Origin of the sequence: Paenibacillus sp. FSL R7-0340 (assembly GCF_038002205.1) — a bacterium.
Classification (GTDB): domain Bacteria; phylum Bacillota; class Bacilli; order Paenibacillales; family Paenibacillaceae; genus Paenibacillus; species Paenibacillus polymyxa_B.
In genome coordinates, this window is record NZ_JBBOBY010000001.1 from 1,003,001 (window position 1) to 1,029,651 (window position 26,651).

General features: G+C 45.2%; 21 protein-coding genes. 19 read left to right on the top strand and 2 right to left on the bottom strand.

Annotated features, from left to right (window positions below):
* The first annotated feature begins 17 nt into the window (after positions 1-17).
* Entirely contained in the window at positions 18-1,433 is a 1,416-nt protein-coding gene (locus tag MKX59_RS04360; protein WP_076264965.1) for a glycoside hydrolase family 32 protein, read from the top strand.
* Between the two features lie 75 nt (positions 1,434-1,508).
* On the opposite strand, the gene MKX59_RS04365 is transcribed toward MKX59_RS04360, so the two are convergent.
* On the bottom strand, positions 1,509-2,696 hold the full coding sequence (locus MKX59_RS04365) for a macrolide family glycosyltransferase (protein WP_076264966.1): 1,188 nt from the start codon (positions 2,694-2,696) through the stop codon (positions 1,509-1,511).
* 199 nt (positions 2,697-2,895) lie between these two features.
* Here MKX59_RS04365 and MKX59_RS04370 point away from each other — a divergent pair, with 199 nt between their 5' ends.
* From MKX59_RS04370 to MKX59_RS04450, 17 genes are all read left to right on the top strand, one after another.
* Entirely contained in the window at positions 2,896-3,090 is a 195-nt protein-coding gene (locus MKX59_RS04370; RefSeq protein ID WP_023990429.1) for an H-type small acid-soluble spore protein, read from the top strand.
* Between the two features lie 19 nt (positions 3,091-3,109).
* Positions 3,110-3,280: a hypothetical protein gene (locus MKX59_RS04375; protein ID WP_023990428.1), complete on the top strand. Its 171-nt coding sequence runs from the start codon at positions 3,110-3,112 to the stop codon at positions 3,278-3,280.
* A gap of 246 nt (positions 3,281-3,526) precedes the next feature.
* Positions 3,527-4,252: a FadR/GntR family transcriptional regulator gene (locus tag MKX59_RS04380; protein WP_023990426.1), complete on the top strand. Its 726-nt coding sequence runs from the start codon at positions 3,527-3,529 to the stop codon at positions 4,250-4,252.
* A gap of 48 nt (positions 4,253-4,300) precedes the next feature.
* Positions 4,301-5,485, top strand: a complete 1,185-nt coding sequence (locus MKX59_RS04385; protein ID WP_028541761.1) for a M20 metallopeptidase family protein — start codon at positions 4,301-4,303, stop codon at positions 5,483-5,485.
* Positions 5,486-5,554: 69 nt separating this feature from the next.
* The gene (locus MKX59_RS04390; protein ID WP_023990424.1) at positions 5,555-7,102 is read left to right on the top strand and encodes an ABC transporter substrate-binding protein; all 1,548 of its coding nucleotides are present in this window, start codon (positions 5,555-5,557) and stop codon (positions 7,100-7,102) included.
* Positions 7,103-7,187: 85 nt separating this feature from the next.
* Positions 7,188-8,105, top strand: coding sequence for an ABC transporter permease (locus MKX59_RS04395; protein WP_023990423.1), 918 nt, complete (start codon positions 7,188-7,190; stop codon positions 8,103-8,105).
* A 17-nt stretch (positions 8,106-8,122) separates the two neighbouring features.
* Entirely contained in the window at positions 8,123-9,055 is a 933-nt protein-coding gene (locus tag MKX59_RS04400; RefSeq protein WP_023990422.1) for an ABC transporter permease, read from the top strand.
* A 23-nt stretch (positions 9,056-9,078) separates the two neighbouring features.
* Positions 9,079-10,056: an ABC transporter ATP-binding protein gene (locus tag MKX59_RS04405; RefSeq protein WP_023990421.1), complete on the top strand. Its 978-nt coding sequence runs from the start codon at positions 9,079-9,081 to the stop codon at positions 10,054-10,056.
* Entirely contained in the window at positions 10,053-11,057 is a 1,005-nt protein-coding gene (locus tag MKX59_RS04410) for an ABC transporter ATP-binding protein (protein ID WP_053326145.1), read from the top strand. The genes MKX59_RS04405 and MKX59_RS04410 overlap by 4 nt, the downstream gene beginning before the upstream one ends.
* Positions 11,058-11,102: 45 nt before the next feature.
* Positions 11,103-13,127: a S9 family peptidase gene (locus tag MKX59_RS04415; RefSeq protein WP_340857686.1), complete on the top strand. Its 2,025-nt coding sequence runs from the start codon at positions 11,103-11,105 to the stop codon at positions 13,125-13,127.
* Entirely contained in the window at positions 13,120-13,587 is a 468-nt protein-coding gene (locus MKX59_RS04420) for a hypothetical protein (protein ID WP_340857687.1), read from the top strand. The genes MKX59_RS04415 and MKX59_RS04420 overlap by 8 nt, the downstream gene beginning before the upstream one ends.
* Before the next feature lie 184 nt (positions 13,588-13,771).
* Positions 13,772-15,010: a sensor histidine kinase gene (locus MKX59_RS04425; RefSeq protein ID WP_340857689.1), complete on the top strand. Its 1,239-nt coding sequence runs from the start codon at positions 13,772-13,774 to the stop codon at positions 15,008-15,010.
* A complete protein-coding gene (locus MKX59_RS04430) occupies positions 15,007-15,657 on the top strand; it encodes a response regulator transcription factor (RefSeq protein WP_340857691.1) in 651 nt (216 codons plus the stop codon). Before MKX59_RS04425 ends, MKX59_RS04430 begins: the two co-directional genes overlap by 4 nt.
* Positions 15,658-15,858: 201 nt before the next feature.
* A complete protein-coding gene (locus MKX59_RS04435) occupies positions 15,859-17,250 on the top strand; it encodes an efflux RND transporter periplasmic adaptor subunit (RefSeq protein WP_075154795.1) in 1,392 nt (463 codons plus the stop codon).
* A complete protein-coding gene (locus MKX59_RS04440) occupies positions 17,247-20,357 on the top strand; it encodes an efflux RND transporter permease subunit (RefSeq protein WP_340857692.1) in 3,111 nt (1,036 codons plus the stop codon). The genes MKX59_RS04435 and MKX59_RS04440 overlap by 4 nt, the downstream gene beginning before the upstream one ends.
* A 167-nt stretch (positions 20,358-20,524) precedes the next feature.
* The gene (locus tag MKX59_RS04445; protein ID WP_076161044.1) at positions 20,525-20,986 is read left to right on the top strand and encodes a MarR family winged helix-turn-helix transcriptional regulator; all 462 of its coding nucleotides are present in this window, start codon (positions 20,525-20,527) and stop codon (positions 20,984-20,986) included.
* Positions 20,973-22,010: a threonine aldolase family protein gene (locus MKX59_RS04450; RefSeq protein WP_028541770.1), complete on the top strand. Its 1,038-nt coding sequence runs from the start codon at positions 20,973-20,975 to the stop codon at positions 22,008-22,010. The genes MKX59_RS04445 and MKX59_RS04450 overlap by 14 nt, the downstream gene beginning before the upstream one ends.
* 223 nt (positions 22,011-22,233) lie before the next feature.
* Here the strand turns inward: MKX59_RS04450 and MKX59_RS04455 are convergent, their stop codons facing one another.
* On the bottom strand, positions 22,234-23,073 hold the full coding sequence (locus MKX59_RS04455; protein WP_023990412.1) for a helix-turn-helix transcriptional regulator: 840 nt from the start codon (positions 23,071-23,073) through the stop codon (positions 22,234-22,236).
* Between the two features lie 188 nt (positions 23,074-23,261).
* Between MKX59_RS04455 and MKX59_RS04460 the strand changes: the two genes are divergently transcribed.
* On the top strand, positions 23,262-26,570 hold the full coding sequence (locus tag MKX59_RS04460; RefSeq protein ID WP_340857695.1) for a pectinesterase family protein: 3,309 nt from the start codon (positions 23,262-23,264) through the stop codon (positions 26,568-26,570).
* Positions 26,571-26,651 lie beyond the last annotated feature (81 nt).

Genomic DNA, 26,651 nt, shown 5'->3' on the forward strand with positions numbered 1-26,651 from the left:
TTTCCCAATCGAAGCATATGCTTCGGCCGGATTATCGGCTGAACTACCACTTAATGGCTGAATTCGGCTGGATGAACGATCCGAACGGCTTCATTCAATATAACGGGCAGTATCACTTGTTCTATCAACATTATCCGTATAAATCAGTATGGGGACCGATGCACTGGGGACATGCAGTCAGCCGCGATCTTATGAAGTGGGATTATCTGCCGATCGCTTTGGCACCGGACGGTGAGTTCGACCAGGATGGCTGCTTCTCTGGCAGTGCGATTGAGCAGGACGGGAAGCTTGTCCTGATGTATACCGGACATGTTGTAACCGGGCCTGACAAAGATCAGGATTACAAGCAGTCGCAGGGAATCGCAGTATCAGAAGACGGAGTAACGTTCGAAAAGTGGGAGGGCAACCCGGTCATCGGTTATGACGCCATACCGGACACGATCAGCCGTAAAGACTTCCGTGACCCTAAGGTGTTCAGACACGAAGGTCAATATTACGCCGTTCTCGGTTCTAATGATGCGAAAGGGAACGGACTTGTACTGCTTTACCGTTCTGAAGACCTGAAAAGCTGGACGTATGTCAATGTACTAGCCGTGAGTGACGGACGCTTCGGCGATAATTGGGAATGCCCGGATCTGTTCCCGCTCGGTGGTCGGCACGTATTTATGCTGTCCCCGCAGCGCATGCCTGCGCAGGGGGAGGCTTACCGCAATCTGCATTCCACCATGTACGGTATAGGTGATTTCAATTCCGTTGAAGGAACATTTACGGCAGAGCGGTATGCTCAGGTGGATCACGGATTCGATTTCTATGCCCCACAGTCAACCTTGGATGATAAAGGGCGGCGTATCGTTATCGGATGGATGGATATGTGGGAGTCGGAGATGCCGACTCAGGAGGGGCACCATTGGGCTGGTGCGATGAGTCTTCCGCGGGAAGTGGTTATCGACGGCGCCAGGCTGCTGTTCCGTCCGCTTGAAGAGGTAAAGAATTACCGATGCAATCTGTTCGAGCAGCGGAATATCTTACTGACAGGTGAGCAGATTATGGACACGCGCGGAGATAGCTACGAACTGAAGGTCGTATTTGAGTTTGAGGCCAGTAACACCGATGAATTCGGTTTGAAACTGCGGGTGGGTAGTGAAGAGGAGACTGTACTGTCGTACCGTCCCGATGACGGTCTGTTCCGTTTCAACCGAGAACGTGCCGGTATAGGCCCAGGCGGGGAGAGAAGAGTGCCTGTGGGCTTAAACGAGGGCCGTCTGGAGCTTCGGGTTTTTGTCGATAAAAGCTCGGTGGAAATATTCATCGGCGATGGTGAATACGTCCTCACAGGAAGAGTGTATCCGGGAGTGGAATCTACGGGCATTCGAGCGTTCGCGAGCGGAAAGTGTACGATGGCTTCGTTTCAGAAGTGGGATATATCCACATAGGAAATGCATGACAAACAGGAACCCGACCATTGATGGTCAGGGCTCCTGTTTTTTGTAGAATTGTAATCGTGTGATTTACACAAGCTTATTTTGAAGATAGGCATCAATTTTTGCGAGGGCTTCTTCTGTACCGCCAGATTGCTGGAAGCTATCATTTATTTTTTGTACGCCCTCTTTATACGCCGCGTTCGACATTACCTCATCTACGGCACCTCTTAACGATTGGACATTGATTTGGTCTTTGGTTATTCGATAGCCAGCCTGAAGTTCTGTTAACCGCTGCGCGACCATGGGCTGATCCTTGTCCTGAGGCAGTACAACCAAGGGTACATTAAAGTGAATCCCTTCATTCACACTGTTCATTCCACCATGAGTAATAAATACATCTGAATGACGTAGTACCTCCAATTGGGGAACATAGGGCGAGATGATAAAGTGCTCTGGGGCTGGATTGATTTTCGTAAAGTCAGCTTTCTCGCCAGCTGCAATCACGACGATACCTTCAAAATCGGAAAAAGCTTCAATACAGGTGTTGAAAAAGTCCTCAACATGATCCAAAACCGTTCCCATCGAAATATACAGAACTTTTTTATCTTGTAGTGCGTCCAAAGGAAATGAATTTTCCCCTTTGCGTTCTGGGAAGCTGGGACCAATAAAGAGATTCTCTTCACCAAAGCTGTCAGCGTCTGGTTGGAAATATCGGCTGGTGTATACAACGTTTAGAGCCCCTGTATTGTTCATAAATTGAACCATATCTTTGGGAGCAACACCGAATCTTTCTTTCATGAGATGTAGTGAGGTCGTGGCCTGTTCATCAAGTTGAAACGGCTCATTTCCATTAGAGCGAAAGAGATTGGTAGCCATCCGATTCTGCGAAATCAGAAAAGATGGGGAGGAAGCAATACCAGGGATTTTCAAATAGTCTCTAACTAACTCGCCAGCTCCGAATCTATCATAGAATACAAAGTCAAAATCAGTGCTTTCAGACAGTTGCTTAGTGATTGCTAATATGTCCATCGAAGTCTGAATATGAATATTCATAAATGCACTCAACCCAGCCGGAGTACTGGAATCAATAGAAGCAGTCCTGATCAGATCGGTATGCAGGTGAACCGTTGCTCCAACGGCTTCGAGTCTGTCCTTGTATTTCTCAGTTGTAATGTAATGTACTTGGTCCCCTCGTGCTGCAAAGGCTTGCGTCATCCCGATCGTAGGGTTCACATGTCCTTCTGCCGGAAAGTTAACCATTAATATGTTTAACATTCATCATTACTCCTTTTCTCTACAATTAAGATCGCAGTTTTCACTGAATCTCTCAATCCATAATAACAATAATATTTATTTTTTCAAATGATATCCTTTCACGATCGTGAAACACATGTTGGCATGAAATGTGTATAACAAATATTTAACTCGTGCATAGTAAAGGCGAACTCTACTTAGCAAGGGAGGTTTTTTCTAAGTGAATGTTCAAAGAGCGCAAGAAATAGCGTCCTCTTCCATAATGGCGAATGTGTTGTGTGATGGTTTACCCATTTATATTCAGCATGTGAACGAGCAGAGTGAGACGGCACGCATTTATGCGCTGAACCATCCAGAAGAGGAACGGGAAGTACCTTTGTACACGTTAACGGAAAGAGATCAGGTACTGGAATAAGAAAGGAGCGCTATGAAAAATGAAACCAAATCAACAGAAAGTAGTCGAGGCAGACCGTTTGAATTTTCGTGACCAGACGGATGATGTGGTTAGAGAAGTGCCGGCCACGACGGATGCCAGCGAAGCAGTTGCAGCAATAACCTCACATATCAATAAATACGATGTACCGGATGAGTTGGAGGAGAAATAGAGAATGACCGAGCGCGCACAGGATAACCTGTTGCGTGCTTTTTATATGATGCATAAGGATAACCAAAGATTTAGCAGCTCTGTAAGGGGCTGCTTCTTTTTATTGTTTCGAAAGCATCATAAATATTTTTAAAAAAGTATTGCATATAGGTTTACTAGGTATTATGATAACAACAGATTTATATTTTTTTGTTTTTCACAATGGTATAAGGTTTAGACCTTAAAGATTTATGATCGGAGTGTTCATATGTTAATCCAAACTCCTCTGCGCTTTGAAAAAGTATCAGCTAAAAAAGTGAGTGATTTTATTAGAGAGCAGTTGGAAGAGGCTATTATTTTAAAGGAATTGCTTAGCGAGGAGCAACTACCGACAGAACGGGAACTCGCAGAAATATTTAATGCCAGTAGAATTACAGTCCGTGAGGCGTTATCTCAATTGGAATCCAAGGGACTCATTGAGAAGAGAGTAGGCGCCAAGGGAGGGACCTTTGTTCTTCCAGTGACAGCAAACTCTCATAAACGTACCCGAGAAGAAATTGCAAAAGATTGGGAGCACATGCTGAAGGTCTTTGAATATCGGATGATTGTGGAGCCAGAGGGTGCTTTTTTAGCGGCTGCGCGGATCACCACGGATGAACTGGACCTGCTTCAGCATTACCTGGAACAGAGCATTGAAGCGGACTGTACCCGAGAATGGTTTCGGGCCTTGGATGTTAAATTCCATCTGGCCATTGCCAAAGCATCCGGTAATCCATTTTGTGAAGATGCGGTTAGGCAGATTCGTACCAAGATTAACCCGGCACTTGATCTCATGCCCTATGATGATCAGATTCGGACGGTGAATTACGACGTCCATACAGAAATTTTGAGTGCACTTCGGGCACGAGATGCTGAGAAGTCGCGGGAAATGATGAAGCATCATATCGGACATTCCGCAGATGCCATTTATGCAAGAGTGGTTGCAAAAGGCTAACGATATCATACAGAAAAAGAATACGATTCGAGTGGGGAGGGTGAAAACATGAACATACACGAGCTTTTGGCTTTATCTAGACCACTTCAAGAGCAATTGATCACATGGCGAAGGGATTTTCATCGCCATCCTGAAACGGGTTATGAAGAGATTCGAACATCGGGCATTGTAGCCGAGCACTTGCGTAGTCTCGGGTTGGAGGTGACAACCCAGGTAGGGAAAACCGGGGTTGTGGCTCTGTTACGGGGAAAAAGCCCAGGGCCTACCATCGGTCTAAGGGCAGATATGGATGCATTACCGATTCAGGATCAAAAAACGGTTCCCTATCGTTCGGAGATCCCAGGTAAGGCCCATTTATGTGGGCATGATGCCCATACAGCCATACTGATGGGAACTGCACAGTTACTTGCTCATTTGGAGCGACCTGAAAGAGGAAATATCAAATTTGTCTTTCAGCCGGCTGAAGAAGGTTTGGCAGGGGCCAAGGCTATGATCGATGACGGTGTATTGGAGAATCCAAAAGTGGATGCGATGGCAGGACTACATATGTTCCCGGGTCTGAAGACAGGAACACTGGGGGTCAGCAAAGGGGTCGCTTTTGCATCGGCAGATAGCTTAACCATTAAGATTCTAGGCAAAGGCGGTCATGCTGCCCGTCCACATGAGGGAATAGACGCCATTGCCGTGTCCGCGCAGGTTATTTCTGCCCTGCAAAACATTTCAAGTCGTATGGTTGATCCCCTTGAAACCATGGTCATTACGATTGGCAAAATTAGTGGCGGGTATATGGGAGCGGCCATTGCACCGGAAGTAGAGATGATCGGTACCGTGCGTACCCTATCTGCGGAACTGCGTAACCGGATGCCTGAGCTGATCGAACAGGTGGTCCGTGGGGTGTGTGAGTCGTTCGGAGCTGGATATGAGCTGAGTTATCAGCAGGGCTACCCGGTTGTGCAGAACGACCCGGATATGGTCGATCTGATGACGGAAACGAGTGAGCAATTGTTTGGCTCCAAGGAGTGGGACTACATCAAACCGTCAACAGGCGGGGAGGATTTCGCTTTTTATTGTGAGCAGGTACCCGGCGTGTTTTTCCGGCTGGGATGTGGGAGAGGTGATGAAGATACTAGCTATCCATTACATCATCCCAGATTTGATTTAGATGAAATGGTACTGCCTTATGGGGTAGCCATGATGTCGGCCATCGCGCTGAATTTTTTGAAGACAACATAAAATTGGGATTAAGACGCTCAAATGCAGCTGTGTGGCAATATACAACCTTAATGGAGTGGAGTGGACAAGATGAATAGACATAAGTGGTTTAGAGGCGGGATTACGTTACTGATTGCTGCGATGATCCTGGCAGGCTGCGGTACCCAATCCACAGGCGATAGTAAAGACAGCGCAACATCGACCGACAGTAAAGTACTGACAATTGCTAATGCTACGGATATTGAAAGTTTTGATCCACATAACAATAACAATACGGCGAGTGAAGCTGTTCTGGTTAACGTATTTGACTACTTATTGAAAAATGATAGTCAGCAGAAGAAAGTACCTGGACTCGCTACTTCCTGGGAAAAGGTAGATGATACCACTTGGCGTTTTCATCTGCGCGAAGGGGTAACCTTCCATAACGGTGATCCATTCACAGCCGAAGATGTGAAGTACACGATAGAAAGAGTAGCAAAGGATAACACACTCAAACAAAATTCCTACTTTAAAAATATCAAAGAAGTGAAAGTGGTAGATGAACATACGGCAGACATCATCACCGATGGACCTGATCCGTTGCTGTTGAATCGTTTATCCAAAATGGGAGCTGGCATCTTACCTTCCAAGTATATTGAGAAAAATGGGATAGAGGCATTCCTTAAAAATCCGATAGGTACGGGCCCTTATAAATTTAGCCAATGGATCAAGGATGACCGGGTGGTACTCGTTAAAAACGATAAGTATTACGAAGGTCAGCCCAAATGGGATCAAGTTGTTTTTCGCTCCATTCCAGAAGCTTCTACGCGTGTATCTGAACTGCTCGCAGGCTCGATTGACATTGCATCTGGTATCCCTTCCACGGATATAGAACGTGTTCAAGGCGAAGAGGGTAAGAAAATCGTCAAGGCTCCGATCCAGCGTGTGCTGCAATTGATTTTACGTCAAAGTCAGGGCAGTGTTACGGCTGACTCCAAAGTGAGAGAAGCGATAGATCTCGCGATTGATAAAAAAGGAATCGTAGACAGCATCGCAGGCGGTGCTGGGATTGTAACCCGTACTTCCGTTACACCAGGCAACTTTGGTGCCGATCCTTCCTTATATGAGAAAACATTATATGATCCGGCTAAAGCTAAGGAACTGCTGAAGCAGGCCGGTTATGCTGGCGCAGGCCCGACATTGACCCTTTCAGTATCCTCAATATACAAAGAGTATGCCGAGGTCGTAGCCGCCATGTTAAATAAAGAAGGATTCAACATTAAATTGGACGTGCTGGAGCCAAGTGCTTTCAGTGAGCGTTACAGTTCCAAATCTTTCAAAGAAATGTTTATGATCGGCATTGGTAATTCTCTATTTGATGCTTCCAACAACTATAATCGCTATCTGGTAGAAGAGGCAAAAGGCGAAACGGATTATAACAATCCGAAGGTAGAGAAGCTGCTGCAGCATGCGCTGACGAATTTGGATACAGCCTCGCGTGAAAAAGAGTATCAGCAAGTGCAACAGATTTTGGCTGAAGATCGTCCAGCCGTATATCTGTTCCAAATGGAAGGGATTTATGGCACCGGTAACGGTGTGAATTTCCAACCGAGAAGCGATGAGATGTTCTATGCACAGGATATTACACCTGCTAAATAAAGAAGAGAAATGAACGGGCGGGGACCTCAATGAAGGTTCCTGCCCGTCCTTTTAAAAAAAGCCTGCTGGTTATGGAGGTGACAGATTGAAAACGTATATCGCTAAATCACTGCTTCAGGTTATCCCTGTACTGTTGATTGTCTCCCTTATTGTATTCATCCTGGTGAGGGTAACTGGGGACCCTGTGGCCCTTATGCTGCCGGAGACCGCTACAGCTGAGGATCGTGCAGTGTTAACGCAGGCGCTGGGGCTAGATCAGCCCTTATATACGCAATACATTAAATTTATTGGCAGTGCCTTACAAGGAGATTTTGGCACCTCGTTTCGCTATGGTGAATCGGCTTTGCCGTTAGTATTGGAACGGCTGCCTGCCAGTTTTGAATTGGCAGTAGCCGCCATGATTTTTGCGGTCATCATTGCTGTGCCGTTGGGCGTCATCTCAGCAGTCAAACGGAATACCTTTACCGATTTAATCATTTCCAGTTTATCCGTAGTCGGAAAGGCCATGCCTAACTTTTGGATGGGGATTATGCTCATCTTATTATTTTCCGTCATGTTAGGGATGCTTCCGGTGTCCGGCCGGGGCGGGATGGATCATTTAATACTCCCGGCCTTTACACTGGGTGTCGGCCTTTCTGCACAGATGACCCGACTCATTCGCTCCAGTATGCTGGACATTTTGAATCAGGACTATATTCGAACAGCCCGAAGTAAAGGGATTCTAGAAATCGTGGTTATCGGAAAACACGCTTTCCGTAATGGATTGATTCCGGTCGTTACGATTATGAGCTTGCAATTTACGAGCTTGATCGGCGGTACACTGATTACAGAGACGGTATTTGCATGGCCGGGTTTGGGACAGTTACTTGTCGTCGCTGTGAATACGCACGACATGGCTATCGTTCAGGCTGCTGTATTTGTGATTGCCTTTATTGTGGTGGTCAGCAATATTTTAACCGATGTCGTTTACCGACTGCTTGATCCAAGGATTAAATACAACTAGAGAGGGGAGGGGGAAGCGTGGCAGGCATTCATGATGTACAAGCCCTTGGTCCAGATCTAAACCTGGATGGCAAAAAGCAGACACAACCGTCCGGTATCGGACGCATATGGAAGCAACTGTTACGAAGTAAAACCGGAACAGTCGGCGCAGTAATCTTACTGCTCGTTAGTTTAACGGCATTATGTGCCCCTATGCTGGCCAGTCACAATCCTGCGGAAATTGACCCGCTTAACCGTCTGAAGCCGCCTATGTGGCTGGATGGTGGATTGCCGAAACATTGGCTTGGTACAGATAACCTAGGACGAGATATGTGGAGTCGTATCGTATATGGAGCGAGAGTTTCGCTTATCGTCGGTATTGGTGCAGTTCTGGTCTCAGGCACCATTGGCGCAATCCTCGGCCTCCTCGCCGGGTTTTATGGTAAATGGGTGGATGCCACCATAATGAGAGTTGCCGACGCCTTTTTGGCTATTCCGGCTATTCTGCTGATGCTGGTTGTCTTGGCCGTGGTAGGGCCTGGCATGACTACGCTCATTTTCGTCATTGGGGTTACAAATTGGGTTTCTTATACGAGAGTTGTCCGGGGCGAGGTATTGAGTATCAAGGAACGAGACTTTGTTAAAGCAGCCAAGGCGATTGGCTCTAAAAATAGTAGGATTTTGTTGAAGCACATTTTACCGAATGTCCTGTCTTCGTTTATCGTCATTTCCGGTATGAATGTAGCAACGACGATTATTATGGAAGCTTCTCTTAGTTTTCTCGGGTTAGGGATTACACCGCCGGCAGTGTCTTGGGGTGGCATGCTGAGCGATGGGAGACAGTATATAGCCACGAGCTGGTGGGTGGCAACGTTTCCCGGTCTGGCGATTACCATCACAGTCCTGGGCGTCATTTTTCTCGGTGACTGGCTTCGCGACGTGTTAGATCCCCATATGAAAGCGAAAGAATAACAGAAAGCGGGGGATCGGAAAAGATGACCACGAGATTGCTTGAAGTGAATCATTTGAAAACCTACTTTAAAACGGAGGATGGCATCGTTCCTTCGGTCAACGGTGTCAGCTTCACTGTGAATCCAGGCGAAACAGTAGCTATTGTTGGAGAGTCCGGTTCCGGTAAAAGTGTAACCTCCTTGTCTATTATGGGTTTAGTGGCAGCACCAGGTAAAGTCGTGGGCGGGGAGATTCTGCTTGAAGGACGAGACTTGCTCCAATTGTCCAAGGGAGAAATGCGCAAATATCGGGGAAACGAGGTATCCATGATTTTTCAGGAGCCAATGAGTTCGTTGAATCCTGTATTTACGATTGGCAACCAAATCAGTGAGGTCATCCGGCAGCATCAGAAGCTGAGCAAACCCGAAGCACGGCAGAAAAGTATAGAGATGCTGGAAAGGGTAGGTATACCTGGCGCGTCGAAAGTGGTAGGTTATTTCCCACATCAGTTGTCGGGAGGAATGCGTCAGCGGGTGATGATCGCAATGGCCTTGGCCTGCCAGCCAAAACTGCTCATCGCTGATGAGCCGACGACGGCCCTGGATGTAACGATACAGGCTCAAATTTTGAATTTAATCCACAAGCTGAGCAAGGAAGAGAATACAGGCATCATTCTTATTACCCACGATTTAGGTGTCGTCGCGGAAATGGCTGACCGGGTAGTCGTGATGTATGCCGGGGAAGTAGTCGAGGAAGCGGACGTATTTGAATTGTTCGAAAAGCCGGGCCATCCCTATACGATCGGACTGCTAGGATCACTCCCTAAGCTTACGGAACAGAGGGAATGGCTGGATTCCATTCCCGGTACCGTTCCTAATATGATGCAGATGCCGAGTGGTTGTCCATTTCATCCCCGCTGTCCTTATGCCCAGGAACAGTGCACAAGGATTCATCCTGAAATACAGGCCAAGAATCCAGGACACTATGTCAGATGTTTACGGATGGAGGAGGTGTCAGTATGAACGAGACAGCACAGAAAACACCGCTTCTCGAAGTGAATGGGCTTAAGAAATATTTTCCGATGAACAAGGGCTGGTTTTCCAGAAAGAGCGGTTATGTACGGGCGGTTGATGATTTGAGCTTTAAGGTGATGCCAGGAGAAACCTTAGGTATTGTAGGGGAATCAGGGTGTGGCAAATCAACAACAGGACAAATGATTACACAACTATTAGAACCCACGGCAGGCGAAATTCGTTTTCAAGGGCAAAGCCTGTCTGATTTAACAGACGAAGAAGTCCGTAAAGTCAGACGAGATTTACAATTTGTATTTCAAGACCCGTATTCCTCTTTAAATCCAAGAATGAAGGTTTTTGATATCGTCGCGGAACCGCTGCAGGTACACGGGATTGCTAGAGGCAAGGAGCTTAAAGCTGAAGTTTTTCGACTGTTGGAAACGGTAGGGTTAGGCGCGCATTTAGCGGATCGGCATCCCCATGAATTCAGTGGCGGGCAGCGTCAACGGATTGGCATAGCGAGAGCACTGGCTATGAAACCGAAGCTCATTGTTTGTGATGAACCTGTATCCGCGCTGGATGTGTCAATTCAGGCTCAGATTTTGAATTTGTTAAAGGAGCTTCAGCAGCAGTTCCAGCTTACCTACATTTTTATTGCCCACGGGTTGCCCTCCGTCAAGCATATTAGCGACCGCATCGCGGTGATGTACTTGGGCAAAATCGTGGAGCTTGCAGATCGTGACGAGTTGTTTGCAAGACCGCAACATCCGTATACAAAAGCATTGCTTGAGGCAGTGCCTGTTCCTGATCCGAGGCTGCGTAAAGAACGGATCACATTGACGGGGGAAATCCCCAATCCTGCCAATCCGCCTTCGGGCTGTACTTTTCACACGCGTTGCCCCTATGCACAAGAGATATGCCGACTACAGAGTCCATTGCTCGAAGAGCATACTCCAGGACATATTGCTGCCTGTCATTTTCCCCTGCATGAGCAGGTGGCTCACGAATAGATGAACTTTTGGAAGTAGGCGTTAACCAAAAAAAGGAGGCTACTCATGAATAAACGATCAATTGTACCGGAGGATTTGTACGGATATCAGTGGATCAGTGATCCCACAATAAGCCCCGATGGAACGATTGCCTACGTCAATAAAAGCATAGATCGCCCAAAGAATGACTACCAAACACACATCCGTGTCGCATCCCTTCTTGGGAACGACGATCAGCCGTTGACCGGTGGCCACAAGGATTCGGCTCCAGCTTGGTCACCCGATGGATTACAGCTAGCTTTTTTACGTCTGGCGAATGGAAGCAAACAGCTATGGACGGTTCCGGCTGAAGGTGGAGAGGGACAGCAGCAGACGGAGGTGAAGCGGGGAGTGGGTGCATTCGTCTGGTCACCGGACGGAAAGTATATTGTATTCACAAGTATGGTGAGTATACACGCTGAGCGGGAAGCCATGGGGCTTGAGGAATATAGCAAGCAATCCGGTGAGCGGGGACGTATCGTGGATCGCACCACTCCCAAAGCTGAAGGATCGGGCTGGTGGAATGGTCTATTTAGTCATTTATATGTATTGGAGCTTGAAAACGGCCGGATCACGCCAATAACGTCGGGACCTTGGAATGCATCTTACCCTGTATGGTCCACGGACAGCAAGCAGATTTCCTTCTTGTCCAAACGTGTAGACGACGACATGAAGGATGCAGACATGCTTTCGTTTTCGGATGTGTATACGATCGATTGCGACGGCGGTAATCTGGTGAAAGTTACGGATTCCAGCTTGGCGATTAGCCAATTTTCGTATGCCCCAGACGGAAAATCATTGACTCTGATCGCTAGTGATCGCATTTATGGAAGTGGTAGCCAGAATCGACTATACACCGTGCCTGTTACGGGGGGAGCCCCGGAACTATTGGTTCCTGAATTAGACATGCAAATCGGCAACTTCGCCTTAAGCGATATGAAATCATTTGGTCCGTCTCCATCTCCGTTATATGCTCCTGCACGATTGAAGCCAGAAATGTATGTGCTCGGGACGTTGCAGGGTGCTGTTCATATATACCGCATCACAATGGACGGGGATGTTCAAGCGGTGACTGGCGGAAGTGATAGAGATATCTATCAGTACACGCTATCTGCTGACGGCCGCTATTTGGTTTTTGCTGCACTTGATGTGGACCGGCCAGGCGAGCTGTATCAAATGAATCTGGAGACAGGGGAAGAGAAGCGACTTACGCACCATAACGACGATCATATGGCTTCCTTGCAAGTGAGTTCACCAGAGACATTTTGGTTTGAGGCTTCGGATGGCTTCAAGGTACAAGGATGGATTTTCAAACCGGCCGGAATGGTACCGGGGGATCAGGTTCCTTTGATCTTACAAATTCACGGCGGACCCCATGCGATGTATACCGGCACGTATAGCCATGAAATGCAGACGCTCCTTGCGCAGGGATATGCCGTGCTCATGACCAATCCGCGCGGTAGCTTTGGTTATGGTCAGGATTTTGCTCAGGCCTGCCGGGGGGACTTTGGGGGAGGAGATTATCGTGATCTGCTGGACGCCTTGGACTTTGTGCTGAGCCAGTTTGATTGTATAGATGAAACCAGGCTCGGGGTGGCTGGCGGCAGTTATGGCGGCCTGATGACCAACTGGATCATTTCTCACACGAACCGATTTCGAGCTGCCGTTACGCAACGCTGCATCTCCAACTGGCTCTCCTTCTATGGCTTGAGCGATATTGGTATTTCCTACACAGAGGGAATCGTTGGGGCTAACCCGTGGGAAGATCCTGAGCTACTCTGGTCCAAATCCCCACTGGCACATGTAAATAGCATTGAAACTCCGTTGCTGATTTTACACGGCGAGGAAGACCTGCGCTGCCCTGTTAGCCAAGGGGATGAGTTATATACGGCTCTGAAGCGGTTGGGTAAAATAACACGCCTCATTCGATATCCCGGGTCCAATCATTCATTGCTAAAGAGCGGTAAACCGTCCCTTCGTGTGGATAACTTTGAACAAGTGGTGGCTTGGTTCAATTCCTACTTGAGTAAAGGAGTATACTCCAATGAGTAAAGTGAAATTGTCCATCCCAGTGGCCTTTCTGATCGAGAACTTACGTACGAGTGGTGAACCGAAAGACGTCATCATTGAATGTATCAAAAAACAGGATTTCACTCCTTTGCTCGACAAGGTTAAAGAAAAAACAATGGATTTCAAAGAACGTTGTCAAACGGCAGAAGACATAGGAGACGAGTGGGAAGAAGCGATCCTTAGTGGTTATGAATTTAAGTTTTTACACATCAATGGATTGAAAAGGCTGCTTTATTTTCGTTTTGATCGAGCCCTAGATCGCGATTATGAGCAAGATGGGATCACGTTGAAGAATCTGCATCTTGATCCTCTCGAAATCGATACTTTGCAAGGGCTTATCGGCAGACAGTGGCAGGTGATTGCTGAAGACAATGAAGCTGCAGGTAACGTGCAGAGGAGAGTTAGCATTAAGCTTTTATACCAAAATGAAGATGATTCTTAAAAAGCAAATAGTATTTAATGCCCAAACGTACAAATGATATTGCCCATGTGTACGTTTTTTTCTGTTTGTTTTTTTGTAAAATAATATATAAATGATTTCTGTCCAAACTAAATGGATCAGGCCCTCATAGCGGCATGGTCTCTAATAAGTTGAAAAGCCGAATTCAGAATTGTAGGAGGGAATTATGAACGATGAATTCAATGTACAGGTCCAGAATGTAGATACGGAAATAAGTGAAAGTGAAGGTGAATTTGAGAAGAAAGATATTTCAAAAGTATTAACTATAATATGGATTTTTATAATTTATAGTGAGTCTGTCATTCTTCAACATTTGTCTAGTGGACTAAATCTTCTGCAAAGTGTCTTATTTACTGTAATTGTCATATTACACATCCTCTTGTACTTGCATGCTCAAAGAGTTGCAAAATATTTTTCATGGGCTTATTTTGTTGTACAAGGAGGATTGATCTTTTCAAGTGCCTTACTTTTACCTGAAAGTTTCTCCATTGTACTGGTTGGGTTAATGCCAATTTTGGTGGGGCAGAGTATAGGTATTTATTATAAGCCGCTTAAGGTCATTCTTGTATTTTTGATCTCCTATGTACTTTTTTGTGTGGCTGTGGTCTGGCATAATGATGGCAAGCAGTTTGTATTGTTCATCCCGCTATTTTTTCTAATTGCAGTTGTTATAGTAGCTTATGCCATTCTTTTTCTCAAACAAGTCCAAGCACGAATCCACACGCAAAATGTTCTTAAGGAACTTGAAATCGCACATCAAAAGGTCGAAGAACTTACAATTGCTAACGAACGACAACGTATGGCCCGTGATCTTCATGATACGCTGGCACAGGGGCTTGCTGGGCTAATCATGCAACTTGAAGCCATTGATGCCCATCTGACAAAAGGAAGTACGCAAAGAGCTCAGGAGATCGTTCAACAATCGATGTCACAAGTGCGAAGAACATTGTCTGATTCAAGGCGAGCTATAGACAATCTGCGTTCGAAAACCATCTCGGAAGTTGATTTTGCAGAAGCAGTGGAGGAAGAAATACAGCGATTTACAATGGCTACGAGCATTCGTGTAATACGCAACATCAAAATTAAAGCTTCGGTTCCCAGACTGGTGTTCGAACATGGATTGTTTATTATAAGCGAGTGTTTAACCAACGTAGCGAAGCATTCACATGCTAATACCGTATGGATTAATATTTTAGATAACGAAGGCAAGATTGAAATCGAGATTCGCGATGATGGAAAAGGATTTGATACGGATATTATTGCCAAGCAAACAGGGCATTACGGAATAATAGGTATACATGAACGTGTACGGATACTGGGTGGAAAAATCAATATTAGCAGTATATTTCAAGAAGGTACAGCTATAAAAATAGAGACGCCTCTTACTAAAGGAGACCTATCATGAAATACAAGATTTTAATTGTCGACGATCATTGGGTAGTTAGAGAAGGATTAAAGCTGGTGCTGGAGACCAATGACAGTTATGAGGTTATTGGTGAAGCCGGAGAAGGTGTAACGGCTCTTAAATTGATTGAAGAACTTCAGCCGCATGTCATATTGTTGGATTTATATATGCCACAAATGAGTGGTTTGGAAACCATGAAAGCCCTCAGAGAAAAACAAAATGAAACACCAGTCATTATCCTGACGACCTATAACGAAGATGATTTAATGATTAAGGGGCTCTCTTTGGGAGCAAAAGGATATTTATTAAAAGATACCAGTCGAGAAAATTTATTTCGCACTATTGAGTCTGCGCTAAGGGGGGAAACGCTGCTTCAGCCAGAGATAACAGCAAGGGTATTCGCTGCCACGAATAAGAGAGAAGCTGAGATAGAGTCACACGAAAGAAACTTAGTTCTGACTGATAAGGAAAGGCACATATTAAAGTCTGTTGCACATGGTTATAAAAGTAAGGAAATTGCGTTTGATATGGGAATTTCCGAGCGTACCGTAAAGGCACATTTAACGAATATTTATAACAAGCTTGGTGTTGATTCCAGATCCGAAGCTGTTGCTGTTTCGTTGGAACGTGGTATTTTACAGCTTTAGAAATAATAACTGAAAATATGTTATTTATTTGCCCAGTCGTACATAAGGTGCTTGCCCCTTTGTACGATTTTTTTGTTTGTTCATTGTTATAACATGAAAAAAGGATGAAAAAGTTTACTTGACCCACGGGTTGCTGATAGCACCTTTAGAAGAGAGAATCAGAGAGGATGACATTAGTTGAAGAGAAAAGGAATCAGAATAATGATTGCAGGGGTTGTATTAGCTATAGTAGCTTCTGGTTGCTCCAGTGCAACGGAGAACTCTGTAACACAAGCCAGTCACCCGGTAAAAGTGGAGAAACTTGCAATGAAACCTTTGGCCAATGATTTTAATTTGGCGGGGACATTGCAGGCAAGTAATGAGGCCAATGTTTCCTTTGAAGCGGATGGACGTATATTGAACACCATGGTCGAGGTTGGAGATTCAGTAGAAAAAGGGAGTGTCCTTGCGAAGTTAGATACATCTGCTTATCAGTTACAGCTGGATCGGGCAAAGGCAACCATGGAAAAGGCAAAGGCTGGTGTTAGCCAAGCGGAGGCTTCTGTTCAATCGGCACAGGCGGGCATTCATAGTTCACAATCCCAGGTCAATGCGGCCCAATCCAAATTGCAGGAATTGAACAATGGCGCCAAAAAGCAGGAGATTGCACAGTCTCAAAATGCGGTTACTGTAGCAACTAATAATTACAACAAGAAGAAAGCGGATGCCGCACGGTCCCAAAGTCTATTCCAGGCAGGTGCAGTATCCTTAACGGAAAATGAGAATGCACAGTTGGAATTAACGAACGCACAAGAAAGTTTAAGTGATGCGCAAGAGAAATTGTCTCTTTTGCTTGCAGGGGCATCCCAAGAACAACGTGCACAAGCTTCGGCTGGGGTAGATCAGGCCAGAGCAGGGCTGGAGTCAGCTAGGGCTACTAGGCAACAAGGGATAGCCAGCAAAGCCCAGGCGCAGGCTACCTATGAGGATGCACTGGCTGCTTATGAACAGTCATCCTTGTCACTGAAAAAAGCTACTTTAACCTCCCCGATCACTGGTGTTGTGATTGAAAAAAAGATATCTGATGGTCAATTGGGCTCCAGCGGGAGTGAGGCATTTGTTGTCGGAAATATCAAGACTTTAAAAGTACTTCTCCCCGTACCGGACAGTGAAATCTTATCGTGGAAGAAAAACCAAAAAGTAAATATATCTCTCTATGATGAAATCAGAACAGGGACTGTTACCCAGATCTATCCATCGACTAATTCCAAAACGGGAAGCATCAATGTGGAAGTTAGCATTCCCAATCCTGAACTGAATTGGAAGCCTGGTCAAGTCATTAGTGCTTCTAAAAGCATGAATCAAAACGAAGCGCTTTTAGTACCCGTAGAGGCTGTAATTAGTACGGAAAATGACCCGTATGTCTTTAAAGTTGTGAATGGAAAGGCCGTAAAAGCCGCGATTAAACTGGGGAAAGTGACTAATAATCTACTCGAAGTGGTCTCTGGGCTACAGGCAGGCGATCAAATCGTTACGCAAGGAGCAGGAACCTTATTTAATGGTGATTTAATTGGGAATGATGTACTTGGGAAATCGGAGGAGTCGTCCGAATGATTAAATATATCGTTAAAAAGCAGAAAATCACACTTATTTTCTTTGGCATGTGTATTTTGCTAGGGATTTACAATTTTGCATCGTTACCTAAACAGGAGATGCCCGACGTTATTCCTATGTCAGCCAGTGTCACAACTGTGTATCCAGGGGCCTCACCTGAAAGAATCGAACAAACCATTACGAAGATATTGGAACAGAAAATTAAAGAAGTGGAGGGTGTCAAAACTATTTCTTCCACTTCATCTAAGGGCCAATCTAGTATAAGTATAGAAGCTTTGGATGAGGCAAATCCGACAAAAGTGTGGGCCGATCTTCGTACAAAGGTACAGGATGCGCAGTCTGAACTTCCGGACGATGCGATGCAGCCCATTATCAATGATAGTATGGCAGGCTCCTTCATCGGGTCATACGCAATCACTTCTGATAAAGTTGAAAATTTATATGCGTTAAATGAATTGATGAATAAATGGAAAGATCAATTAAAAACGGTCTCAGGAATTTCAAAAGTTAATATTCAAGGAATTCCAGAACAAGAAGTACGGATAAGCCTGAACACTCAAAAAATGCAGCAATATGACATCTCCTGGGAACAGGTCGTTCAAGCCATTAAAAATGAAAACGATAGAGTGCCTACAGGAAGTCTGGATTTCAATCAGCGTACGTATCAGTTGACAGTAGATGCTTCAACTGATCCCAATGTTTTAAATAATGTTCAGATTTCAAGCAACGAAGAAGGGTTCCCTATATCCTTGAAGGATATAGGTTCAGCCTCGCTTGTTTTAAAAAAAACGGGGAGTTATACGTATGTGAATACCAAGCCTGCTATTTCAATCAGTTTGAGTGGAGATAAAGGCACAGACGTACCAACGGTATCCAAAGCGGCAACAGCCAAAATCAACGAACTTGCGAGTAGTTTACCTAAGGATGTACATTTTGAACTACTTTTCGCTCAAAATGACCGTGTAAGTGAAATATTTGGTAATCTCTCCAAAGAGATGATGATTGCTATTGCATCGGTTATTGTGATTTGTACATTAGGTTTGAACTTGCTGACCTCTGCATTTGTGGCCTTGGCTATCCCTGTTTCTATTGCCATCGGTTTTATTGTCTTGCCGATGACAGGAACGACGCTGAATCAAATTTCAGTCATCGGATTAATCATCGTACTGGGGATACTGGTTGATGATGCCGTTGTGGTAAACGACAACATTGAACGCCGACGCTCTGAATTTGGGGAAGATGCTACGGAGGCGGCAATTAAAGGAACGAAAGAAGTATCCTTATCGATCATTACAGCCACGCTGGCTACGGTTGCAGCATTTGCCCCGCTTTTATTTCTACCGGGCAATATGGGAGACTTTATTAAACCGATCCCTACCGTTATTTCGTTAACGATGCTGGCCTCCATGATTATGTCGCTTACGATCATTCCTATTTTCCGTCAATGGTACGATAACCGTCATAAAGGTAAAGAACGTAGCAAACCGACCAAGCCTCCAGGGCTTCTTGGCAATCAAATTCAGTCCCTCTCTAATGTATACGCTAAAAACTGGATGCCGAGAATACTGCGTCGACCACTTTTCACTGCGCTTATTGGTCTTATGATTGGTACGGCAGCTTATGGACTGCTTGCTATTGTGCCCATTCAATTATTTCCTGAATCGGACCAACCGGATGCCACAATCAACGTAACGATGCCAGAAGGAACGTCGTTGCAGGCAACCAATCAGGTTATAACCGAGATTGAGAACTGGGTTAAAAAGCAGCCAGAAACCGAACATTTGGCAGCAACGGCAGGTGGTGGAGCACCTCAAATGTACAGCGATATAGTAGCTGGTAGTGGCTCCGTGGGAGCGGTACACGGACAACTTACTGTTGTTGGTAAAGAGGGAGTCTTTGATATCAAAAAAACAGTGGACAGCTGGACAAGTACGCTGCAAGCCAAATATCCAGCAGCATTAATAAGTATACGTGTTCCTCAATTAGGCATCCCAGTCGGTAGTGCAGTATCTGTCCGTATTAAAGGAGAAGACCTTGGAAAGTTGCAAACGATGACCACAAAAATAAAAGAAATTGTTGCGGGAACTCCTGGAGCTGTAGATGTGACCGATAATATGGGGATGCAAAGCTATAATTTGAATTTTCAAGTCAACCAGCAGGCCTTGGATAAATATCAGGTCAACTATTCCAACTTAACCCGCACTTTGTTGCTAATGGGTGACGGAGTGAAGGTCACGGATTTTGACACGGGTAAGGAACTGCTGGATATCAATATGTACATGGATAAACCTAACCATGATCCTGAGGTGTTATTCCAACAGCTAAGTGTCACTAATGCGGGAGGAGAGCAGATCCCGTTATCCCAGTTAGCAACGATGAAACCGGACTTTTCCATTCAGCAAATCCACCGCTATGATTTGGAACGGACGGTAACGATCTCCGCCAATGCAAAAGGGCGTACGGCTACGGAGCTCACCCAGGACATCCGTAGCAAGCTTACAAGTACACATTTCGATTCGGGGTACACTTGGGAAATGGACGGGGAAACATCTACGCAGACCGATTTGTTTAAGGATTTAGGCAAATTAGCCGTTATCGTTGTTTTTCTCATTCTGCTCTTGATCACCATGCAGTTTTACTCGGTTTCCACACCGATCATTATAATGACGACTGTGTACCTGGCAGCAGCAGGAGGAGTGCTTGGTAGCTTTATTACAGGTATGCCAATTGGTTTTATGAGTATTATGGGTATCATTTCACTTGCCGGTATCGTCGTGCGCAATGGTATTGTATTGATCGAGTTTATTGAAGATGCGCGGCGTGAAGGCGCAGAATTAACAGAAGCCATCTTAATGGCATGCTCTGCCCGTTTCCGTCCGATCTTGCTCACCTCGCTAACTGCGATCGTCGGAATGATACCGATTGCTACGATGGGAGAAATTCTATTCAAGCCATTGGCAGCGACCATTATATTCGGACTGATTTTTTCAACCATTTTAACGTTGTTTGTAGTTCCGACTCTTTATATGGTCGTAGCTCATCTGAAGCTGAAACGGAAGCATAAGAAGGAAAAGGCTATAAATAGCGATAGCTCAATGACCTTGTAAGTAAATATAGAAAAGAATATACTTCATTATTTCCTTATTATTATGAAATCGTACATTAGACGAGTGTCTTAATGTACGATTTTTCTTTTGTGATTATTATTTCATTGACATAGTCCACAAAAATCATTACTATAATTGTTGCAAAAGTCCACTAAATTGGGGGAGTTATGATCAATATAGATGCTAATATCATAGCGGATATGAGGCGTTTTAATCGGTTCTATACGAATATACTGGGGGTTTTAGATAGACATGTGCTGGATAGCGGATATTCCTTTACCGAGGCCCGTGTCATTATAGAGATCGGGTTGATCGAGCCATGTATTGCGAATACTCTTGTCGAATCTCTTAAAATTGATCGCAGCTATATGAGTAGGATCATTGCTAAATTTTGCAAAGAGGGCTTTCTTGTTAAGGAAAATTCAACGTTGGATAATAGAACAAATCTGATTCGTTTGACTCCTAAAGGAAAGGAGTTCTATAACCAACTGAATGAAAGGTCTGATGAACAAATTCTAAAATTAGTTCAAGGACTTTCAGAAGAAGAGATAAAGGAATTACATGCTTCTATGTTGTTAATTCAGAAGAAATTGGATAATTTGGAGAGGATACAGAATGATACGATTTGAATGCGACTATACCGAAGGTGCCCATGAGCGCATATTAAAGCGACTACTGGAGACTAATGATGAACAAACTCCAGGTTATGGTGTGGACGATCATTGTGAAAAAGCCAGAGCATATATTAAAGAAGCATGTGACTCCCCAAATGCGGATGTACACTTTTTGGTTGGAGGTACACAGACCAATACCACCGTCATTTCTTCTATTCTGCGTCCACATCAAGGCGTCGTTGCGGCAGTTTCTGGACATGTTGCTGTTCATGAAACCGGAGCGATTGAAGCTACTGGACATAAAATACTTACTTTGCCAAGCGGGGATGGGAAGATCCGGGCCGAGCAGGTACAAGATTTGTATGACGCTCACTGGAATGATGCCGCTCCTGAGCATAGTGTACAGCCCGGTATGGTTTATATTTCCCAACCTACTGAAAATGGAACGATCTATAGTAAATCAGAGCTGGAGGCATTAAGTAGAGTCTGTCGAGAGTGTGGTTTACCACTGTTTATAGATGGAGCCCGATTAGGTTATGGCTTGGTGGCCGAAGATAGCGATGTATCTTTAGCAGATATAGCGAAGCTATGCGATGTATTTTATATTGGTGGGACCAAAATTGGAGCCTTGATGGGAGAAGCAGTAGTCATTCTAAATGGTACATTGAAAAAAGATTTTCGATATATGATCAAGCAAAAAGGAGGGCTGCTGGCTAAGGGAAGAATGTTGGGCATTCAATTCGAAACTTTGTTTGAAGACGGTTTATACGTTGAAATTTCCAAACACGCTATAGATATGGCCATGCTGCTTCAAAACGGATTATCTGAGCAAGGGTTTTCTTTTCAATACCGTTCTACAACCAATCAGCAGTTTCCGATTTTACCAGATCGTATACTAAAGGCATTGAGTGAAAAATATACTTACTCCTTTTGGGAAAAGGTTGATGATGCACATAGTGCTGTTCGATTCTGTACCAGTTGGGCAACGAAGAAAGAAAATGTTGAATTGCTAATTCAGGATATTAAAGCATTGCGATAAAGGTCATAGAAAGAGTAATTTATAATTTTAAAGATGTAGAATGACTATGTAATAGCCATACTTCGTTGCATGCATTGCAGCGAAGTATGGTTTTTTTTGTGCATTTTACTTATTCCAAAGTGGCTTGTCTTTAGTTCCATGAAAGAGCAAGTGGATATAAAAATGGAAAAACAAGACAAGAGCGGAGGTATAAAATCGGCGTCTAATTCTTTACACTGAATATCTACCGAACCTGCTTGCGGTACTGAAGAGGGGAGAGCCCAGTTATTTTTTTGAAGATTTTATTAAAGTGGGAAGCATGACCGAACCCGACATCCTCTGCAATATGCTGGATTTTGTCCTTGGTGGTTCGAAGTCTGGTTTGGGCCGCCCTGACCCTCACTACGCGGATGTATTCGCTGAAATGAAAACCAGTCAACTTTAGAAAGATACGGCTTAGGTACGCTGGACTAATGAAAAAGCAGGCGGCCACTTGTTCGAGAGTTAACGGTTCATTGTAATGATCCTGAATAAAAGAAGAAATTTCCGTGATTTTCTGATGCATGGGATGAGAGGAAACAGGTTCACTACGCTCGATCGCTTCCGATCGGTGCACCAGGATCAGCATTTCCAGCAGTAGATGCTGTACGCAACGGTCATGCAGAGGCTGCTTATTCCTGCATTCGGTATTCATCTGTAGGAATAAACGTTCAACTTCCACTTGCTCTCTCGCAGGTAAGCGAAGCAACGCGGATTGCTGATACGGCGGCAGGTCAAGAATGTCATGATCCTGCTGTGGGAGAAACGTCGGAGAAAAATGAATCAAGATGCGCTCTGTTTCCTGCAATTGCGTACTGGCGGTAGAGTGCAAGTCATGAGGAAGGATGAATATCAGATCCCCCTTGCGAGCGGTGTATACCTTGCCATTCATAAAATAGATGCGTTCGCCTCGCAGTAAGAGATACAGCTCATAGTTCTCATGGACATGAGGCCGGGGCATGACTGTGAAACCGGTACGATAGATGTGATGAATGGAAAATTGTTGTTCGCCAATGACATATTTATCTTCTTTCATTTCATTCATGTGCTTCTTCCTTTACAAATTAAGATAAGTAAGCGCATTCATATACCAACAGTATATATGACAACCTGCCAATGATAAAAGCAGAAAAGATTGATGAAAGGAGGTGAAGGCGCTTCTGAACGTCTCGAATCGTGTTTTTATAAAAATATGCGCTGATGTGGAAGAAAATCTTAGGGAGGAAACAGAATATGAGCAAGCAGCGTACATGGAAAAAGGTGCTATGTAATGTGGTTGTGGGTTCATTGTTGTTGACCTTGTGCCCACCACTAATCCAAGCGGAGACTGCGGTAGGAACAGAGAATGCAAAGGTGTCGAAAGTAGCGACGGATATTCCGGCGTTTCCGGGGGCTGAGGGTGGCGGTAAATATGTTACCGGTGGACGCGGAGGTGAAGTGTATGAGGTTACCACGCTGGCAGACTACGGCAAAGGGGAACAGATAATACCCGGATCTCTTCGCGCAGCGGTCAGCTCCGATAATCGGACGGTCGTATTCCGGGTGGGTGGAACGATTCACCTCAAGGAGCCACTTAAAATCTTGGGAAACAACCTGACGGTTGCTGGTCAGACAGCTCCTGGCGACGGTATAACTGTAAGCGATTACACAACAGGGATTGATGCAGATAACGTCATTCTCCGTTACCTGCGTTTCCGATTGACCGACCGTTACCCCAGTGAGGATGACGCGTTAGGAGCCAGATACCATAAAAACATAATGATTGATCACTGTTCCTTTAGCTGGTCGGTGGATGAGATACTGAGCCTGTATGACAACGTCAATACAACGGTACAATGGTCCATTGCGTCCGAGAGTATGCTAATGACTACGCACCAGAAAGGTCGCCACGGCTATGGCGGCATATGGGGCGGACGGAATTCCACCTATCATCATAACTTGTTGGCTCACAATGCAAGCCGTAATCCGCGTTTTCCAACCGATAAAAAACAAATCGACGCTGTGGAAATGACCAATAATGTCATTTATAACTGGGGATTTTTCTCTTCATACGGCGGCGGTGAAGGATCGTATAATGTGCTAAATAACTATTATAAGTATGGCCCCAACACATATCAGGACGTTCGCGGTCAAATCTTTGTGGACGTGGGTAGTAAAAAATATAAAACACGCATCTTTATTGGTGGTAACTACATGTACGGCAATGACTCGGTTACAAAAGACAACTGGCAGCTTGGAACATCCATTGGGTCAATTATTGATCCTTCCACCCGTTTGGCGGAGCCGATTGAAGTTAGAGGGGAATACGACAACGGAATCTCACCAGATGCGTATGGTCCATATCAAGCGACAGATGCACAAACCGCATATACTGAGGTGCTTGCCGGCTCAGGAGCCACGCTGCCAAGAAGAGATGCGGTGGACGCCCGAATTATGAATGATGTGAAGAATGGAACGGGTACGTTTATTAACTCTCCGCGTGAAGCAGGGTGGATTTATGACGATTATAAGGTAACGACGACGGAGCTTTCTGACAGTGACCATGATGGAATGCCGGATGAATGGGAACGTGCCAATGGGCTGGACCCCAATAATGCAGATGACCGTAACGGTCAGGGGCTTGCCGGTACAGGGGCGTATGCTCATTTTGCCAAGGGTTATACGAATCTTGAGGTCTATTTAAATGATCTTATTGAGAAGCTGTCGAATGGAAATGAGGTGGATAATCCAGAGGCCGTCGTTCAGGTGTCGGATGCAAACGGACGTTCACTAAAGCATAACGATATTTTGGAAGCAGGCCGGGATGCGACCATAACAGCAACAGCCAAGGACAAAGATGGTATTGCTCACGTTGAATTTATCATTGATGGCAAACTTGTTGGTAAAGTAGAGACCGCACCTTATCATCTCGATTGGAATCATGTAACAGACGGTACCCATAATATTATTGTACGGGTGACTGACCGCAAGGGGACTGCTGTATTTTCCAATCCTGTTACCATTCACGTCAATACGACTGCGCCATCGGGAAGTTGGCTCAGCGAAGAGATTGGCTCTGAGGGCAACGATGGTTATATAAAAGGGCATACTCAGGTCTTAAAAGAAGATGCAAGCGGCAGCAGCATACGACTGAAGTCAGCGGGAGACGTTGACGGTAAGGCAGATCTTTTCCATTATGCTTATCAAAAATGGGAAGGTGACACTGAGATCACAGCCCGTGTGGAACAAATTACCCCGGTGGATGATAATGCCGAAGCGGGTGTAATGATTCGTGAATCGCTGAAGTCTGGATCAAAAATGGTTTTTATGTCTTTAGCATTTGTTAAATATGGCAAACAGGGTATTCTTATCAGTCGTGATCAAACCGATGGTAAGACGAAACGCGCGTCAATGGAGGCTTTTATTACAACGCCATATTCGGTTCGTCTTGTACGACAAGGACAAAAGGTTACCGGCTGGGTATCCGCAGATGGTGTGACGAACTGGGAGAAGGTTGGTGAAACTGTTATAGATGTGCCGGATAATCAGCCGCTATTGATCGGGTTGGCTACCGATGCATCCAAACAACAAAACGATGTATGGAATTACAATACGTCGGAATTCAGCAATGTCACCATCCGCAACCTGACAGACTCAGGAGGAACTCATCCCACTAGTGTGGTGGTAGCGACCTATGGCCCTGCTGACTTTAGATCTCTTCAGGCAGCTATTGACGCAGTCCCTGACGACAGCAACACAAGGACAGTTATCCATCTCAAAAACGGTACGTATCGTGAAAAAATAAAGGTGAATTCCTCCAAAAAAAATCTGAGCATTATCGGAGAAGATCGCGACAAAACGATCATTTCTTTTGATGATACGGCCAAAACCGTGGTGGACGGAAAAGAATTAGGAACAAGCAACAGCTATACAATGCGTGTGCAAAGTCCCGATTTTGTGTTGGAGAATGTCACGGTTGCCAATACAGAAGGAACTGGGCAGGTGCAGGCTGTAGCGTTATATGCCGAAGGCGATCGTGGTAAGTATCACAATGTCAAAATTACCGGCCTACAGGATACGTTGCTTGTGAACCGTGGCAGACAGTATTTCAAGGACAGCTACATCAGTGGCAGTGTAGATTTTATATTTGGCAATGCACCTGCCGTGTTTGATAATTCGATCATACACAGCCTGCGTGCTGGATATGTGACAGCAGCTTCAACAGAAGAGAACAAGCCGGGCTTTGTATTTATTCAATGTCGGCTGACAACAGAAAATGGCTTGACAGGCAAGGTGGATCTCGGACGGCCATGGCGCCCTTACGCTCATGTTACTTTTTTGAAGACCTATATGGATGACCATATCAAGCCGGGCGGCTGGAACAATTGGGGCAAGGAATCCAATGAGCAGACCGCAAGATTTGGAGAGTTTGACAACTTTGGGCCAGGTGCAGAAAGTAGCGGGCGTGTACCTTGGGCCAAACAGCTTACCGCCGATGAAGCAAGCCAGTACACCGTTGAAGCTGTTCTGAGCGGGACAGACCATTGGGATTGGCGTCTTTAAATTTGATGTTCAATGGTTAAGCGGGGCAAGCGCTTCTAGCGTTCAGCCTCGCTTATTTCTATAGTTTGAGTAGAGGATACA

What these genes read in the sequence shown, in the direction of transcription:
- MKX59_RS04425 (WP_340857689.1), top strand. Translation starts at nt 13,772, where the DNA reads ATGAACGATGAATTCAATGTACAGGTCCAGAATGTAGATACGGAAATA.
- MKX59_RS04455 (WP_023990412.1), bottom strand. Translation starts at nt 23,073, where the DNA reads ATGAATGAAATGAAAGAAGATAAATATGTCATTGGCGAACAACAATTT.
- MKX59_RS04385 (WP_028541761.1), top strand. Translation starts at nt 4,301, where the DNA reads ATGAACATACACGAGCTTTTGGCTTTATCTAGACCACTTCAAGAGCAA.
- MKX59_RS04440 (WP_340857692.1), top strand. Translation starts at nt 17,247, where the DNA reads ATGATTAAATATATCGTTAAAAAGCAGAAAATCACACTTATTTTCTTT.
- MKX59_RS04405 (WP_023990421.1), top strand. Translation starts at nt 9,079, where the DNA reads ATGACCACGAGATTGCTTGAAGTGAATCATTTGAAAACCTACTTTAAA.
- MKX59_RS04415 (WP_340857686.1), top strand. Translation starts at nt 11,103, where the DNA reads ATGAATAAACGATCAATTGTACCGGAGGATTTGTACGGATATCAGTGG.
- MKX59_RS04445 (WP_076161044.1), top strand. Translation starts at nt 20,525, where the DNA reads ATGATCAATATAGATGCTAATATCATAGCGGATATGAGGCGTTTTAAT.
- MKX59_RS04365 (WP_076264966.1), bottom strand. Translation starts at nt 2,696, where the DNA reads ATGTTAAACATATTAATGGTTAACTTTCCGGCAGAAGGACATGTGAAC.
- MKX59_RS04410 (WP_053326145.1), top strand. Translation starts at nt 10,053, where the DNA reads ATGAACGAGACAGCACAGAAAACACCGCTTCTCGAAGTGAATGGGCTT.
- MKX59_RS04450 (WP_028541770.1), top strand. Translation starts at nt 20,973, where the DNA reads ATGATACGATTTGAATGCGACTATACCGAAGGTGCCCATGAGCGCATA.
- MKX59_RS04390 (WP_023990424.1), top strand. Translation starts at nt 5,555, where the DNA reads ATGAATAGACATAAGTGGTTTAGAGGCGGGATTACGTTACTGATTGCT.
- MKX59_RS04435 (WP_075154795.1), top strand. Translation starts at nt 15,859, where the DNA reads ATGATTGCAGGGGTTGTATTAGCTATAGTAGCTTCTGGTTGCTCCAGT.
- MKX59_RS04460 (WP_340857695.1), top strand. Translation starts at nt 23,262, where the DNA reads ATGAGCAAGCAGCGTACATGGAAAAAGGTGCTATGTAATGTGGTTGTG.
- MKX59_RS04380 (WP_023990426.1), top strand. Translation starts at nt 3,527, where the DNA reads ATGTTAATCCAAACTCCTCTGCGCTTTGAAAAAGTATCAGCTAAAAAA.
- MKX59_RS04375 (WP_023990428.1), top strand. Translation starts at nt 3,110, where the DNA reads ATGAAACCAAATCAACAGAAAGTAGTCGAGGCAGACCGTTTGAATTTT.
- MKX59_RS04360 (WP_076264965.1), top strand. Translation starts at nt 18, where the DNA reads ATGCTTCGGCCGGATTATCGGCTGAACTACCACTTAATGGCTGAATTC.
- MKX59_RS04420 (WP_340857687.1), top strand. Translation starts at nt 13,120, where the DNA reads ATGAGTAAAGTGAAATTGTCCATCCCAGTGGCCTTTCTGATCGAGAAC.
- MKX59_RS04430 (WP_340857691.1), top strand. Translation starts at nt 15,007, where the DNA reads ATGAAATACAAGATTTTAATTGTCGACGATCATTGGGTAGTTAGAGAA.